Here is a 15,884-nt window from a genome sequence, read left to right as displayed (position 1 = left end):
TACTGCCCGCAGAAAGTGAAAGTGTCCTTCGGGTTTTGTGACTGACGGATGAGGGCCCTTGGGGTCCCTCGGATGGGTCCGGGCCGGGTTCCAGTCTGCCGTTTCTGATGAAGGGCATTCCCATGCAAACAGGTGTCTTGCGCGTGTTGCGCGCAACCGCTGCCTCCTGGTGGCGGCTTAGAGAACTGCGCCGAACCGGCGAGACGGAGCTGGCCCGGCGGCTCGAGCGGAAAGCCGTTCTCCGCGATCTCGGCTATCTCAGGCAGGCTGCGACTCTGCCAAACGCGCACGTGATCTGCGGGGAGGGTGGGACGTTCCTCCATCTCGGCTGGACTACCGTGTCGACCTTTGCGCCGATCGAGCGCTTTCCCTTGGCCGCACTTGCGGTCGCACGAGGAACCCCGTTCATCGATATCCGACACGACACGGATGTCATCGCCTTCGCGAACCTGCCGCGCGTGACGCGTGACGGATCGGTCGACCCTGGCCATTCGGGTGCCGGCAAGTCTGTCTCGCTGAGCACCTACATCGACATGGTCGAAAAGCTCGGTGCGAGGATTCTCAATGATCCGCGACCCCGTCGGTCAATCTGATCCCCAAACTTCTCACCCACACACGAAAGGAGGCCAGACATGGCCCGATCCCGCACGCCCAAATTTGATGCCTCCGAGGTCATCACGAACGAAATCATCCGCATCATCGAGCGCGGCGTCCTGCCGTGGCGCAAGCCCTGGACCGCAGGTGGCAGCTCTCGTCCCCTGCGCGTGGGCGGAGAACCCTACCAGGGAGTGAACAACTTCCTGCTGACAATGCGGACCGTGATGGCGGGCCACAGCTCACCTTTCTGGATGACGCTGCCGCAGGCCAATGCGTTGGATGCCAAGGTCCGCAAGGGCGAAAAGTCCTCTGTCGTCGTTTATTACGGTCAAAGCCGGAAAGACGCGGGCGGCGATGAGCATGACCGCAGCGACGGGGATGATCGCTCCGAGGAAGCCCGTTTATTCCGCTTCCAGAAATCCTACCGCGTGTTCAATGCCTGCCAGATCGAGGGTCTGCCCGAGAGCTTCTTCCCCGACCCGGAGCCAGCGCCCGAGCATCCGCCCTCCGAGCCGATCCTGCACATGCAGGCGTTTTTCGATGCCATCGACATCATGACCGTCTTCACGGGCACGGAGGCGTACTATTTGCCGCCCGTGGACAAGGTTTACATGCCATCCATCACGCGGTTCCAGGACCCGCGCAATTTCTACGGGGTCTGGGCCCATGAGCTGGCCCATGCCACGAAGGCCCCCCATCGACTGAACCGTGATTTCGGGTTCTCGAAGTTTGGCAACACGTCCTATGCGCGCGAGGAGATCGTCGCGGAATTGACCTCGGTGTTCCTGGGTCAGACGCTCGGCTTCACGGCGCATACGCTCGAGATGAATGCCGCCTACCTGCACAACTGGTTGCGGGTCCTTCGGTCGGACAAGGGCGCGATCTTCCGGCACGCCGCAGATGCGCAGCGCGCCTGTGATTATCTGATCGCCAGATCGGAGGTGGGCAGGGCAGGTCGCAGTGCCGAGGCCGCCTGACCGCACGGAGAACGGAGACACCCATGTCACGTAAGGAACCCAAGACGCTGCGGGTGGCCTGCTTCGAAGACGGCCGCCGCAAGATCATCACCTTCAAGCGCGGTGCCTATTGGTGGAGCGCTGCCGAGGGCGCTTATCCGCTCTCGGCAGCGCTCGAGAGCATCAAGGAACAGGGTGGCTGGATCGAAACCATCCCCAACCCGAACCACAGAGCCAGAGGGCTTTTCGGGCAAAGCGCCTTAGACCTCAATTCATCCGCCAAGCGGAAAAGGAAAAGCGGGCTTTGGGAAGGGTGTTTCAACTTCTCAAAGGAGATCCCCATGTCCATGATCGTTCAACCCCAGCCAGACCGGCCGGATCCGAGTGTGATCGCGGCGCAGAACGACGCGTTTCGCAAGCTCGCATGCCTCGGAGTGCCGCCCGCGCAGCCCATCCAGGGCCGGATGCATGTCACCCGCGCGCTCATGGAGGCCGGTGATGGCTTCATGGCCGAGGTGGTGAAGGCCACCGGTGAGTTTGCCACATTCGAGCCTGAGAATGACCCGGAAGGCTGGCACGATTTTGGCGCGGTCGAGATCCGGGGCGAGACCGCGTTCTGGAAAATAGATCTCTATGAGGCAGATTCGGACTTCCGCTACGGGGCTGAGACCCCGGACAATCCTGCCTCCACCATGCGCGTGCTGACCATCATGCTGGCGCGCGACTGGTAGGGCAGGGGACACCCCCTCCTGTAACCCTAGGCAATGAAGGCCCACTGACCCTCAAAGGGAGAGTGGGCCTTTTGTCGTGGTGATCCCTGAAGCCGGGGATTGGTCACGCGCAAGCGCGCGGGCCGCATCTCACCCACCTGGAAGGATATCCCATGACCACAAGCTTTGCCCCTCTCACCGTCGCCATCGGTGATCTGGTCCCGCATCCCGCGAATGTGCGCAGCAACTCACCTCAAACTTATGACCTCGAAAACATCGCGCATCTGAAAGCCAGCATCGCTGTGCTGGGCCTGCTTCAGCCGCTCTTGGTCCAGAAGCTTGACGGCAAATATGCCGTCCTCGCCGGTGGCCGACGCCATGCCGCGCTGAAGGAGCTGGTCGCCGACAAGGCAGCCAAGGGGTTCACCGCGAAAACCAAGGTCGACTGCCGCCTCGTGCCCGAGGATTGCGATGTCACCACGGTCTTGTCGCTCGCCGAGAACATCACGCAAGCCCCGATGAACGCCATCGACGAATTCGAGGCCTTTGCGCGGATGATGGAGGTCGACGGCCAGACGCCCGAGACGATCGCAAAAACCTTTGGCACCACGGTCGCCGCCGTGAAAGGCCGGTTGCGCTACGGTCTGATCCACCCCGACATCCGCGCCGCGGCTAGGGCCAAGACGATCACGCTCGACACGATGAAGGCCTTTGCTGAGCATCCAAGCCAGGAGGCGCAGCGCGAGGTCTTCGAGGCGCTCACGAAAGACGGCGGCTATCTTCAGGCCTATACTGTCCGTCAGGCCCTCAAATCCCGCGGGGTGCAGGTCAGCGACGATATCGGGGCTTTCGTGCGCGAAGACTACGAGGCCCGCGGCGGCGCCGTCGCAGCCGATCTGTTGGATGAGCATTCCGTGCTTGAGGATGCGGCTCTGGTCGAGACCATCCTGCTCGAGAAGCTCGGTGCCGCTGCCGAGGACGCCCGTATGAGGCTGGGCTTTGCCTGGGCCGATGTGATGGTCCGCTACGATTACGCGGCCATGGCCGACTACGGCCGCGTCTATCCCGGCCCGATCGAGCCCGACGAGACCGCCCAGAAGCGCATCGATGAGATCACCGCCGAGCTCGAGAAACTGCAGCTCGAGATGGAGGACGAGGGGCTCGAGGACGGTGCCTACAATGCCCTTTACGAGCGCGTGGACGCCTTGGAAGAGGAAGCGCGCGATCTGCAGGAGGCCTACAGCGCCGAAGACCTCGCGCGGTCCGGGGTGATCGCGTCGTGGCAGGGTGGGCAGGTCACGCTCCATGTTGGCCTCGTCCGCCCCGAGGACACCGTCAAAGAGGAGGGCGCACGCGGCTCCTCGGCTAACCCGACGGGAGAGGAGGCCCCGGACGCCGGAGAAATCACTTATCCAGCCTCGCTGGCAGAGGACCTCAAGACCGAGCGGGCCATGGCCCTCGGCGCCGCGATGGCGCTTCATCCTGAGGCCACGCTCGATCTCACGCTCTTCAAGCTGGTCAGTGATGTTCTGGCCAGTGGAATGAGTGTCACGCAGGCGATCAAGATCGATGCCCGCAAGGGATACCGCAGCCACGCCAAGATGGACGAGATCGACGAGACCTCGCTCGAGCAGGTGGCGGCGGCGCATGATGCGCTTGATCTCTCGTGGCTTGATGACACCCGGTCTCCCGCCGATCAGTTCGCGGCGTTTCGCGCGCTGAAGCCGGGCGAGAAGGCCAAGCTCGTCGCCTATGCGACGGCCAGCACGACGCAGTCCTGCTTCGCGCGGGACCGCCAGCGCGACAGCCTGATGCATGCGTTCGAGATCGAGATCATGCCTGACATCCGCGCCCACTGGACGCCGAATGCGGCGCTGTTCAATCGCTTCAACAAGGCCTGGCTCCTGAAGATTCTGGGCGAGGATCTGGGTCTCGCCCAGGAGGCAGTGACGCTGGCCTCGTCGAGCAAGAAGGAAATCGTCGCCTTCTGCGACAAGCTCTTCGCCGAACCCTTCGCCACACTCACGGACGCGCAGCGCGCTGCCGTGGCCGCCTGGTGCCCGCCCATGATGCAGACCGCCGGTGGCGCCTGTGATGAGACGGCGCCGATCACGGAAACCCCGGAACCTGACGGCGAGGTCGCGCAAGCGGCCTGAGTCCTCACGCGACCCGCGCGTGGATCATGCCACCCGCGCGGGTCGACCCTTCCAAACCGAACAGAAAGACATCCCCATGGCTATTCTCAAGTTCTCTGCGTCCGCTGTCGCGGCGCAAATCGCCCATGCGCGCGCCTGCAAAACCTTCCTGCCCAACTGGAACGGACCCGTGGACAGGCCCGCCCTGATCCTCATCGTCGGCAATGGTGTGCATCTGCGCTCAAACGGCATCGATGGCACGACCACCCGCATCGTCACCACCGAACAGGCCGATCCGTCCTTCGCCTTCGCCGAAGGCATGAACCCGTTTCGGGACACCGACTGGATGGCGCAGCGCCGCATGGCGTTTCGCGATCTGACCGGCCAGTTCTACACCGACATCCTCGACGATGTGCAGGTGCTCATCGACCGGGGGCAGGGGGCGATCCGGCTCGCCACCGATGGTCACAGTATCCGCGTCTTTGTGCGCCGGGCCTCGGACTATCTCATCGGCGGAACCTACGAAGTGCCCTCGGGCCTCGGCGGCACCTTCCGGGTCGTCCTCAAGGATGCCTGCGACACCTTCGCGATCGTGCAGAACTGCGGCAATTGCGAGGATTTCGACGCAATGCAGCCCTACCGCGTGCCGCTGGATGCGCTGATGGAGATCGATGACCGGAGGGCGGCATAATGGGATGGCTTTTCTACACCGACGGCCGCGTTAAAACCTACGTGGATGAGAGAGAGGAGATCACCCGGCTCTGCACTTTTGAGGGCGAAACGCGCAAAACCGAACTGGTCAAGGCCTGCAAGGTCGGCTCAACCTGGTATGCGGCGGCAAGGGTCACCAATCTCGACGGCACCGCTGTCGAAGACGCGACCTATGTCACCGATGCGGATGGCTCCATCACTTTCGGGGCTGTCTTCCTCACCCGATACGATGACGGCTGCTGGGGCTACAAGGACATGGAGGAAAGTGCTGGCCCGAACGTGTCTCGTGCTCCGCTTGGGCTGATCGAGCTCCTCTCCGACCTGAAAAACCCGGACAGCTACGCCCAGGACTGGCGTCAGCGCTGCCGGGATTGGGCTGCGATCCCAGACTACCAGGAAGGCGACAAGATCAGGCTCGCCACCCCTGTGACGCTCACCGATGGCAGCACCTGCCAGATCGTCACTGCGACGCACTACAGGCGGGGGCGGCAAAAACGCCGCTGCTACCGCATCGAGGAAACCGGTGGGCTCGTGCGCCTTTCGAGAGCTTCGCTTGCGGGCTCGGAGCTGCTCAGCTCCGCGAAAGTCGCGGCCAGTCCTGTGCTGGCGGAGTTCCTGGCGGGGCAGGGTGGCTGAGTTTCCCGCTGAGACAACACCACGGGACCACGCGCGCGCATACTGCCGACTTGAATTCGTATCTCAAATGAGATACATCACTCCCATCAACTGGAGGAACATCCATGCCTGCCCAAACATCCATGCTTCATGTCCGTGTTGACGATCAGCTGAAAGCACAGGCTTCGGACGCACTTGCGGGCGTCGGTCTGACGCTCTCCGACGCGGTGCGTATTCTTCTGACCCGCGTGGCCGCAGAAGGCGGCTTGCCTGCCGGATTGACTTCTGATCCGGATGCCTATGACGCCTGGTTCCGGGCGAAGGTACAGGAAGCGCTGGACGATCCTAGGCCCACAACGCCCCATGCCAAGGCGATGCAAGACGCCCAGGCGTTGATTGACGGGAAGCGCCTTGCCAAATCTTGAATGGAAAGCCACGGCCATCGCCGACTTGCTGGCAATCATTGACTACATTTCCGACGACAACCCGGATGCCGCCCAAGTTCTCAAAGATGAGATTGAACACAAGACGTCCCTTCTTCCAGAACGCCCTCAAATGTATCGTGCGGGCCGTGTCGATGGGACCCGGGAGATGGTTGTTCGGCCAAACTACATCGTGGTTTATGTTGAAGGCCCTGAGATGGTGACCATTTTGCGCGTTCTTCATGCTGCGCAGCAGTGGCCATGATCGGGGTGCAGGCCCCCCGCTAAGAAATTGCCCGCTCTACGCCTTCAAAGTGTAGAGCGGGCTTTTTGTCCTTTGGAATTCAGACCCTGATCCAAAGGAAAATCCCCATGTCCAAGCCCAAACCGGCAAACCCGGCTTTCCCAATCTCTGACACTGATCTCGCAAATGCCATCGCGCAAATCGGCGCGGAGATCGACCACCAACCCCTGCGTAGCTCAGCGCTCGCGCGCATCATGCGCGAGACGTTTCATGGCAGCGATGCCGGCGGTGCCTGGGACTGGCGCATGGCATATGACCTGATGCAGGCCGCAGCCATCCAGGTGCTGCTGCGTGGGGACGGCGCGGCAGGTGACATCGCCGCTGCAAGGCTGCTTGCCTCGCGGCTCCTGACGGAAACCCGCCGCTCCGAGCAGCAGATCCGGCTGCAGCAGTTTTCCACGCCGCTGCCATTCGCGGCGCTGGTCTTGCGGGCCGCGGCGATCCGCAAGGGCGAGACCGTTCTGGAGCCCTCGGCTGGCACCGGTGCACTGGCCGCTTTCGCCGCCCGGGCTGGTGCCACGCTTTTGCTCAACGAGATCGACCCCTTTCGCCAGCGCCTCCTGCGGGCCCTCTTCGGCGGCGAGGTGACGGGCCATGACGGCGAGCATATCGACGATCTGCTGCAGTCGCCGCTTCTACCCGACGTCGTGGTGATGAATCCGCCCTTCGCCTCCTCGGTCGATCGGTCGCGGGACAAGCACATCGCCGCCAAACATCTCATCGCGGCTGCCAAGCGCCTCGCGCCCGGTGGCCGGCTGGTGGCGATCATGCCGCCGGGGTTCACGCCCGAACGCGATGCCGCGCATTGGTCCCGCGCCTGCGGTCTCCTGACGCCGCGCTTGGCGCTGACGATGCCGGGGCAAGTCTACCGCAAGCTCGGCACCTCTGTCGAAACCAAGCTCATGGTCTTCGACAAGGTGCAGGAGGACGGCGAGATGATCTGCGCCAGTGTCCGGGATCTGGATGAAGCCTTGGCATATGTCGATGCCGTGGCCGCAACCCGGCCCGAGTTGCGCCCCGCCCAACGGGCAGAAGTGGTCCCTCATACTCGGTCGAGCGTTCCATCATCTGCCCCGCGCAAGACCGACGCTGCGCCTGTCGCCGCCTGCAAACCCCGGGCCAATGTCGCTATCCCGCTAACTTTCAAGAGCTTCGATGTCCCGCGCGACAACACGCCCATCTCGGACATCTATGCGCGCTACCGTCCGCAGCGGATCGAGATCGCGGGTACGCAGGAACATCCCACGCCGCTCGTTGAAAGCATCGCCATGGCCTCGGTTGCCCCGCCCATGCCCTCAAATACGGGTCGTGATGACTTGCGCCTGCCCGCACGGTTGGTCGAGGAGGGAGATCTCTCCGAGGCGCAGCTCGAGACCATCATCATGGCGCATGATGCCCATGGGCGTGATCTGCCCGGTCGGTTTACCATCGATGACGACCAGACCAAGCTGACGCGCGCCGATGATGACCCGGATGCACGTGCCTATCGCCTCGGCTATTTCCTCGGCGATGGCACCGGTTGCGGCAAGGGGCGCGAATGCGCGGGGCTGATCCTTGTCAACTGGCTTTCCGGGCGCAGGAAGGCGATCTGGGTGTCCAAATCCGCCACGCTCATCGAGGACGCGATCCGCGACTGGACCGATCTCGGCGGCTCGCCAGCCGACATCCAGCCGCTCTCCAAATGGAAACCGGACCAGCCCGTCCCTATGGGTGACGGCATCCTCTTCGTCACCTACGCCACGCTGCGCTCGGCGGGCAAATGCGGCACCACGCGGCTGAGCCAGATCCTCGACTGGATGGGCGACGACTTTGAGGGCGTGCTGGCTTTCGATGAGGCCCATGCCATGCAGAACGCGGCAGGGTCCGAGCAGGGCAGGGGGGTCAAACCCTCCCAGCAGGGCCTTGCTGGCCTGCGGCTGCAACTGGCAGCACCCCGCGCTCGCGTCTTCTACATCTCGGCCACGGGTGCCACGAGCGTGCACAACCTGGCCTATGCCGCGCGGCTGGAGCTCTGGGGGCAAGGCCCCGAATACCCCTTCCCGAGCCGCGAGAGTTTCGTCTCGGCGATGGAAGCAGGCGGTGTCGCCGCCATGGAGGTGGTCGCGCGTGATCTCAAGACGCTCGGCCTCTACACGGCCCGCGCCCTCAGCTTCGATGGCGTGGAATATGACGTGCTCGAACACGCGCTCACCCCGGCCCAGATCGAGATCTACGACGCCTATGCGGGAGCCTTTCGCACGATCCACCACAATCTCGAGACAGCGTTGACTGCGACCGGCGTCAATGATGCTTCGGGAGAGACCAATGCCTCGGCTGCTCGCGCCTCGGCCAAGTCCCGCTTCGAGAGCACGAAGCAGCGCTTCTTCAACCATCTCCTGATGGGCATGAAAGCCCCGACCATCATCCGCGCGATCAAGGACGATCTGGCAGCGGGCAAGGCTTGCGTCATCCAGGTGGTTTCGACAGGCGAGAGCCTGCTGAAACGCCGGCTTGAGACGATGGATTCCGACGACGAGCTCGTCGAGGGTGCCTTGACGCCGCGTGACTACGTGCTGGGCTACCTCGAACAGGCCTTCCCAATCCATGCTCAAAAGCTCGTCGAGATCGACGGCAATATGGTGGTGGAACCTTTACGGGATGAGACCGGGGCGCTCGTTGTCTCGCGCGAGGCGCTTGCCCTGCGCGATGCGGCCATGATGGAGTTGATGACGCTGGCCCCGATCCCCTCGGCGCTGGATCAGATCCTCTGGGCCTTTGGCGACGAGGCCGTGGCCGAAGTGACCGGAAGGTCGATCCGACCTCTGAAGGCGGACGATGGCCACCTCTTCATCGAGAAGCGCGCCGCCAGCAGCAATTCCTCCGAGACACAAGCCTTCATGGACGGCGAAAAGGATATCCTGATCTTTTCCGATGCGGGTGGCACGGGCCGGTCCTATCACGCGGCGCAAACGGCGAAGAACCAGAAACGGCGGCGGCACTACCTGCTGGAGCCCGGCTGGCGCGCGGATGCGGCCATCCAGGGGCTGGGCCGCACGCATCGCTCGGCTCAGGTCAGCGCGCCGTTCTTCCGGGTCTGCACCTCGGATGTGCATGGCGAAAAGCGTTTCACGTCGACTATAGCCAAACGCCTCGACCAGCTGGGGGCCTTGACCAAGGGTCAGCGCGAGACCGGCTCGCAGGGCATGTTCCGCGAGGAGGACAATCTCGAAAGCCCGATCGCACGGGCGGCGCTGCGTGGGTATTTCGCCGATCTTGCCGCCGGGCGCGCTGAGGCGATGAGCTACGAGAGCTTCACCGACTGGACAGCCCTGCGGCTGATCGACAAGGACGGGGTGCTCCTTGAGGAGCTTCCCCCGATCCAGCGGTTTCTCAACCGGGTGCTTGCCCTTCCCATCCACATGCAGAACGCACTCTTTGCCGAGTTCATGCGCCGGATTGCCGATCAGACGGAACGGGCGCGCGCGGCGGGCACGCTCGATCTCGGCGTCGAAACCCTGCACGGCGAAAAGATCGAACAGGTCTCCACAGAGGATCTCTGGACCTGCCCGAAATCCGGCGCAGTGACGCGGATCATCGGGCTCGAGGTGACGGACCCGGTCCACGTGCTGTCGGCGGCTGACGCCCTGTCGAGCAACCCCGACAAGCTGCCGATGGTCAATCGCGCCTCCGGTCGCGCGGCGCTGATCTCGGCGCGGCCCATGCAGATGTATGACGAGGACATCGTCACGCTGATGCGCAAGGCGGTGCGGCCAAACGGGTCGAGCTATATCGAAGAGGCGCGGTTCGAGTCCTCGGTCTGGGAAGACATCGGAAGGCCAGAGTTTGCAGGGCTTTGGGATACCGAGGCTGCATCGCTGCCAAAAACCACCACGACCAAGCTTTACCTGCTGACTGGGCTGCTGCTGCCGATCTGGAAGGATATTCCGACCACCAATGAGCGCATCTACCGGGTCACGCCCGATGGGGCGAAAGCCATGATCGGGCGCACGCTGAGCGAGGAAGGGGCAGCGGCCCTCCGCGCCCGCTTCCTCGTCTCCGACCCGCAAACGCCGCAGGAGATGCTGGCCGCCGCCCTCGGCACCACGGCGCCGGTCGATCTGGGCCGGGGTCTCACCCTGACCCGTCGCCGGGTCACAGGCGAGATGCGTCTCGAGCTGGGCGGTGCGGATCGGGGCATGATTGAAGGTCTCAAGGCCATGGGGTGTTTCACGGAGATCATCGCCTTTCAGCTACGGGTGTTCCTGCCGCATGGGGACAGGGTCGACACGGGAAGCATTCTGGCCCGGATCGTGGGGCAGGCACCAGATGCCCCCTCAGTGGCAGCAGAATAGGCAAGGGAGGGAAAGATCATGACACTTGATGAAATCAAGGCCGCCGTCGATGCCGGCCATACCGTGCATTGGGCTAATACCGGCTACGTTGTCCACAAGGACCGGCTCGGTCAGTACCTCATCACCTATCAGCCGAACAGCAGCTGCATCGGTCTGACCGACCGGGGCGGGCACGGGTTGAACGGAAAAGAGGCGGAGTTCTTTATCGCGCGATCGGAGGACGGCGCGGAAAATCCGGGCAGCCAATCAAGACCAAACGGGCAGGGGAGGGGCGTAGCACCCGGAGGCGCGGGGGCCTTCCCACTCGTACGGCAGCTCTGACCCGAGGGCGGGGCTGAAAGGAAAGCAAGCTTTCTGATTTGTGATCCCTCAAGGGGTCGAGAAAGCAATCCCGGATGCGCTGGCAAGGACGTCAGACACCGGCCAATCCAAAAGGAACCATCCCATGTTCGCAGGAACCCTCACCCGCAATGTCGAGACCGCAGCCGCTCAGTACACCGGCATGATCCACTCGACGCGCTTTGACATCGCCATCCAGTTGGAGGCGCGGGCCAAGATGTCCGAACGCAGCCCGGATTTTGACGTGACGGCAGTCAACAAATCAGGCCGCAAGGTGCGTATCGGCACGGCCTGGAACGAGACCGGCAATACCAGCGGCAACCCCTACATCTCGATGCAGATCGATGTCGGCTTGGGCCCGTTCCGTGTCAACGCGGTGCAGACGAAAGAGGCGCGCGCGGCCCAGAGCGGCGCGTTCGAGATCATCCCGCTGGTCTCGAACGGCCTGATGAAATCCGGCTCGATCTCGGGCGAGCTCACCGCCATGGACGCTGACAACGCCTTCACCGGCTACATTGCCAACATGATGTTCGATCTGGAGTTCATGCTGATCGAGAACAGCTACAAATCCGAGGAGACCCACCCCGATTACCGGATCGAGGTCAGCTCGCCCCGGGGCACACCGATCCGCGTCGGCTCGGCCTGGATGGCCAAAAGCAGCCGCACGGGCAATGACTACCTGTCGCTGCTGATCAACACGCCCGATGGCGACCTGCGCGTGAACGCCGTGCAGAACGAAGAACAGCGCGGCGGGCAGACCTTCTCGATCATCCCGTTCATCGACAGCGGTGAGCAGCCGCAGGACGCAGGCGCGGGGCTCTCGCTGGTCGCGTGATTAGCGCGCGAGAGGAGACGATCTGAACCGAAAGGGGAGCCGTGGGACCACGGTTCCCCTTTTGGTCGTGTTGTTTCAGCTCAAAGATCAACCCGCAATACCTAGGCCTCACGTACAGGCCAATCGTCTGGGATCAGCTTGATACCGTTGGCTTTAGTCCAACGTTCAACTGTGGCGTCAACATAGCGATCATCATTCTCCATATATGCATGTTCGATTAGTAGAACTTGGAGGCCATTAGCTTTGGCTGTCTCTTTGAAGATGAAGTCCATTATTCTTGCCATGGAACGACGATCATCATCCTGCGCCATTTCTTCCAAGCTGCGTTCGTCGCGAGCCTTTTCATCCTTGGGATAATACGGACGGCTAATCTGATCGATAACGAGCAGGCCGGGCACCGGCGATGCAACCTGCTCAAAGTGCTTGTGCAAGCCAAATAGTAGTGCCAAATGAATTGCGAGATAGTTCTGATCTGAACCAACATCGACGAGGTTGAGCTGGCGTTGACGCTCCGCTTCAATAATGCGAATTCTGCCATCAGCAAAGAATTGTAGGCGGGCATCTGTGAGTGGAGCGGTTGAGGGAAGGGAAGGAAGCATCTCAGATGCGTAGTTAGACACCATGTTTTCGGCATGTGCGATCTTGTCGCGAAGAGCTTGCGGATCGACAAATTCTCTTAACCCTTCGATTTCACTTCGAAGACTGCCAAAATCAACCGGAGCCTGCTCGAAATCCTCAACGGTCGTTTCTAAAAACTGCTCTACGCGGCCAAGAGTGATTGCGCGCGCCTGAGCCAGATCATCAGCTCGTCTAAGGGCATCGCTTTGCTGAATGGCACTTCGAATCTGGCGCTCAATTTCCCTGATCCGATTATTAGTGGACTGCAAATTTTCTTCTGCCTGCTCTAATTGATCAAGCAACTCTGGGGTCACTTGCTGAACTGAGGCAACTTCCTTCTCAATGAGCGAAAGAGAGGCAGCAATGTCCTTAGCAATTTTTGCACCTATCTGACTCTTTTCCTGGCACACTGGGCAAGTTTCGTTGTCGAGGTGCAGGTGATTTACTAGGTTCAACTTCTGAAACTGCCCAGAGGTTGTCGTTTCGAAACCAGAAGCGTCTTTGACTAGCGCTTTCAAGGCATCTCGCTTTTGGCGATTTTCTGAAGCCAATCGAACTGTTTCCCGCCGATCCTGTTCTAAGGCGCCAAGCTGATCGCCAGTCTCCGTATCGGTCCGAGTGATCTCGAAAGATGTTACCTCTCTCAGAAGATCAAGAAGTTCATGTTCTGGGAGGGTGGGGTCTGGTGCGTCAGACATTCCTAGGCCAGCGGATTGGGTAAGCAATGCTATCGCTCGCTCGGTAAGCAGAGATCGGCTTTTCTTTCTTGCCTTGTCCTGACGTTCAAGCCGCGCTAACGCCGCCTCTAATTGGCGCAATCGTCTTTGTGCCAAGACAGTTTCCTGATCAACCGCTTGAAGGAAGTAAGGCAATGTTGCCCTGATGTCCTTTGCCTTGTCGGGATCATTCAGGTCATGAAGAACAGTCTTGTTGCTGATAATCACGTCTGCGGTGAGAAACAGATAGGGTGTGGTGTGCCTGATTGTGGCCTTTCCAACCGTCGACTTCTCGTCTGCGTCCGCATCGTCTATGTCGGAGATCCGGAATGCTCGTTCGATTAGTTTTCTGGCAGTCGCGCGAGGGGCGGGCCCTTCAATTTGTTCGAACGAAGTAGGCAACTGTAAATTGCGCCCCGTCTTAACGAACATTTTTTCTGTTCCCACGCCACTGTCGGGAACGACGCGTCCAACTATCAAGTCGGTTTGATCGTTTTTCCAGTGAACTGCGACACCGATAGTACGTCGCCGCACATAATCAGGGAGCTCACAGCTTCTGGAGCCAAGGCAATAATCAATTCCTGAGATGATGGCCGATTTGCCTGTTCCGGAGCGGCCAGTAAGTATTGCTACTTCATTTGGGCGCAACTGGATTGTTCTTCTCCGGCCTTCCAGACCAAAGAACGCGATCTCAGAGGTATTCCAACGTGTCATGGTCGCACCTCTAAGGCAGAAAAGATAGTAGCCGGGCCGCCGATACCAGACATCCATGTCCCAAGTCGCTCAGCCCTCGAGACAGCCTGCTTTGGCATATTAGACAGCTTGCTTTTGGTGTTTTCTGGGGGCTTCTTCGCGCCGCCCAACTGCATGGTTCCATTGTTCCCTAACTCTAACAATTGGCTGAAGAGGGCGGCACGAATTCCCTGATCAGTAGTATTTCTTGCTACCTCAATGTCTTGTTGAAGTCCGATACGGACTTCGGGAAAACGGTTGAGCCAAGAAAGAAAACCTGTTGCAGAATTTGTTGAAGAAAAACTGGCTTCTAAGCGTTGTGACACGGCCAAGGGCACAACAAGATACGCTAGACTTATGTGTGGGGCCTCATCACTATCGCCTGAATAGCTTTTTACAAATCGATAGAGGAGAAATGACACGAAGGCCGGGTTTGTTTCAGCAAAAAGGTCATAAGTCGTTCTCATTCTGAAAACCCCAGACGTTTGCGATAGTCAGGGTGCCATCCGACCCGACCCTCAATTGACAAAACCTGATAACTTCCTCGCACGTAGAAGGGCGATGTCACTGTGCTTTCAATAGTTCCTACCTCTTGAGCAGCTTCTTCCAAGACCCATCGCAGTACTGATTGCCCGTTAGTGACCAATTCAGTTTCATTTCCGGCCTCGGTGTTTTCGCATGCACTTTCGTGCCTGTAGGTCCACTCGGAGACAAGTCTTTCGTCGTATTCCACGATTTTGCTATGTTTGGATGGGGCTTCAATTGACCAAGCCGCTCTTTGATTTCTAGCTTGCCATTCTGAAATACGAGCCAGCTTCACCATTGCTGGCTTGGCTTCCACTAGCTCACATTGTTTCGCCAACATCTCATGAGTATCAAAAACAGGAGGCGGTTGTTTGCTGCTAAAGCTATCCAATAGAGCTTCTGATGTAAGCATTGCGCTAATCTCGGAGAGTTGCTCGAGCAGTTCATACCTTTTAATGAAGCGATCTCGCTTACCGTCAAAAGACAACAACATCTGCCGATCCCACCACTCACCGAGTTTCGCCGCGAGCGTCGCCCGTTGAGTTTTCGGGTAGGTGTCAAGACGCTGAGCAAGTTTGCCTTCCAAGCTACTGATCGTCCCTACTTCTGACTGTATCGAAACCCTTTGAAGCAAGCTTGCCCTCTGACTTTCAGACAATGCAAGAAATGCCGCAGCCCCAGAAGCCTTCTTCTTATGAGGCTTTGTTCTGCCTTCAGGTTCTGCTGTTTCGACGTCTTCAATGACGCGCTTCGCCTCTGCTTGTAACTCAGACGACAAAGAAGCGCGGTCTGAGCCTTCCGTTTCTAAGCAACGAAGAGTGGAATTAGAGGCAATCGGAGCAACTGCAATCAACGCAAACTTGGTACATTCTAGATCTAGGTTTGGAAGTAGCTCACACCAGATCCTGAAGGTTGTCCAAAGGTTCACCGATTTAGTTGTCAGTGGCTTGGGGTTTGGAACAAGCGAATGCTTTAGTTGCTCAAGAATATCTACGCCGTTGGCCTTAAGCTGAACGTCATCAAGAGCCTCAACTGCTACTGCGGCCTCATCATCGTTTGTCTCGAGTAGCTGGAGAAGGGCAAAGCGTTCCTGGTAGCGGAACCCTAGTGCCGAAGCTGTTGCGTCGTGTTGCGATTGTGAAGTCATTCTTCTGCTTAAATACCGGTGCACACCTTTTGCGAGAGTAGCCGTAAATCAATGAAACACAAAGGCTTATCGAGGCAAACCTATTCCTCCTCAGTGATGGTATCTTGCGCGTTGGTAGTTTACTGGCTTCTGCCCCCCAGCTCGGCTTCGCGTGTCGCAGGGGAGAACGGCCCTTCGGTCCGTCGCGCATT

General features: G+C 60.0%; 14 protein-coding genes and 1 pseudogene. 12 read left to right on the top strand and 3 right to left on the bottom strand.

Annotated elements, in window-relative coordinates; genetic code table 11:
- Nucleotides 1–107 precede the first annotated feature (107 nt).
- The 12 genes and pseudogenes from MUB52_RS17715 (at nt 108) to MUB52_RS17665 (ending at nt 11,955) form a co-directional block, all read left to right on the top strand.
- Nucleotides 108–593, top strand: coding sequence for a hypothetical protein (locus tag MUB52_RS17715; RefSeq protein ID WP_220800825.1), 486 nt, complete (start codon nt 108–110; stop codon nt 591–593).
- A gap of 39 nt (nt 594–632) precedes the next feature.
- Complete coding sequence (locus MUB52_RS17710) at nt 633–1,574, top strand: ArdC family protein (protein WP_220800824.1); 942 nt, start codon at nt 633–635, stop codon at nt 1,572–1,574.
- Nucleotides 1,575–1,597: 23 nt separating this feature from the next.
- Nucleotides 1,598–1,804, top strand: a pseudogene (locus tag MUB52_RS24025) (DUF6330 family protein); the annotation flags it as partial.
- A gap of 90 nt (nt 1,805–1,894) precedes the next feature.
- A complete protein-coding gene (locus tag MUB52_RS24020) occupies nt 1,895–2,284 on the top strand; it encodes a DUF3768 domain-containing protein (RefSeq protein ID WP_220800903.1) in 390 nt (129 codons plus the stop codon).
- A 152-nt stretch (nt 2,285–2,436) separates the two neighbouring features.
- Complete coding sequence (locus tag MUB52_RS17700) at nt 2,437–4,419, top strand: ParB/RepB/Spo0J family partition protein (RefSeq protein WP_263845515.1); 1,983 nt, start codon at nt 2,437–2,439, stop codon at nt 4,417–4,419.
- A gap of 76 nt (nt 4,420–4,495) precedes the next feature.
- On the top strand, nt 4,496–5,089 hold the full coding sequence (locus MUB52_RS17695; RefSeq protein WP_220800902.1) for a regulator: 594 nt from the start codon (nt 4,496–4,498) through the stop codon (nt 5,087–5,089).
- Nucleotides 5,089–5,745, top strand: a complete 657-nt coding sequence (locus MUB52_RS17690) for a DUF6927 domain-containing protein (protein ID WP_220800821.1) — start codon at nt 5,089–5,091, stop codon at nt 5,743–5,745. Before MUB52_RS17695 ends, MUB52_RS17690 begins: the two co-directional genes overlap by 1 nt.
- 104 nt (nt 5,746–5,849) lie before the next feature.
- Nucleotides 5,850–6,149 carry a type II toxin-antitoxin system RelB/DinJ family antitoxin gene (locus tag MUB52_RS17685; RefSeq protein WP_008327444.1) on the top strand — a complete coding sequence of 100 codons (300 nt, stop codon included), beginning with the start codon at nt 5,850–5,852 and terminating at the stop codon, nt 6,147–6,149.
- Nucleotides 6,136–6,411, top strand: a complete 276-nt coding sequence (locus MUB52_RS17680; RefSeq protein ID WP_040884151.1) for a type II toxin-antitoxin system RelE/ParE family toxin — start codon at nt 6,136–6,138, stop codon at nt 6,409–6,411. The genes MUB52_RS17685 and MUB52_RS17680 overlap by 14 nt, the downstream gene beginning before the upstream one ends.
- 107 nt (nt 6,412–6,518) lie before the next feature.
- Nucleotides 6,519–10,781, top strand: coding sequence for a strawberry notch-like NTP hydrolase domain-containing protein (locus MUB52_RS17675; protein WP_263845514.1), 4,263 nt, complete (start codon nt 6,519–6,521; stop codon nt 10,779–10,781).
- A gap of 18 nt (nt 10,782–10,799) precedes the next feature.
- Entirely contained in the window at nt 10,800–11,102 is a 303-nt protein-coding gene (locus MUB52_RS17670; protein ID WP_220800901.1) for a hypothetical protein, read from the top strand.
- A 124-nt stretch (nt 11,103–11,226) separates the two neighbouring features.
- The gene (locus MUB52_RS17665; protein WP_220800900.1) at nt 11,227–11,955 is read left to right on the top strand and encodes a DUF736 family protein; all 729 of its coding nucleotides are present in this window, start codon (nt 11,227–11,229) and stop codon (nt 11,953–11,955) included.
- 101 nt (nt 11,956–12,056) lie between these two features.
- Here the strand turns inward: MUB52_RS17665 and MUB52_RS17660 are convergent, their stop codons facing one another.
- Genes MUB52_RS17660 through MUB52_RS17650 form a run of 3 tightly spaced genes read right to left on the bottom strand, consistent with a single transcriptional unit; the run spans nt 12,057 to nt 15,693 of the window.
- Nucleotides 12,057–14,003, bottom strand: coding sequence for a DUF3732 domain-containing protein (locus MUB52_RS17660; protein ID WP_220800899.1), 1,947 nt, complete (start codon nt 14,001–14,003; stop codon nt 12,057–12,059).
- A complete protein-coding gene (locus MUB52_RS17655; protein ID WP_220800898.1) occupies nt 14,000–14,488 on the bottom strand; it encodes a three component ABC system middle component in 489 nt (162 codons plus the stop codon). Before MUB52_RS17655 ends, MUB52_RS17660 begins: the two co-directional genes overlap by 4 nt.
- Nucleotides 14,485–15,693 carry an ABC-three component system protein gene (locus MUB52_RS17650; protein WP_220800897.1) on the bottom strand — a complete coding sequence of 403 codons (1,209 nt, stop codon included), beginning with the start codon at nt 15,691–15,693 and terminating at the stop codon, nt 14,485–14,487. The genes MUB52_RS17655 and MUB52_RS17650 overlap by 4 nt, the downstream gene beginning before the upstream one ends.
- Nucleotides 15,694–15,884 lie beyond the last annotated feature (191 nt).

Source organism: Roseobacter sinensis (assembly GCF_025755255.1).
GTDB classification, from domain to species: domain Bacteria; phylum Pseudomonadota; class Alphaproteobacteria; order Rhodobacterales; family Rhodobacteraceae; genus Roseobacter; species Roseobacter sinensis.
The sequence above is the reverse complement of the archived record's forward strand: the minus strand, read 5'-3'. Positions and strand labels throughout refer to the sequence as shown.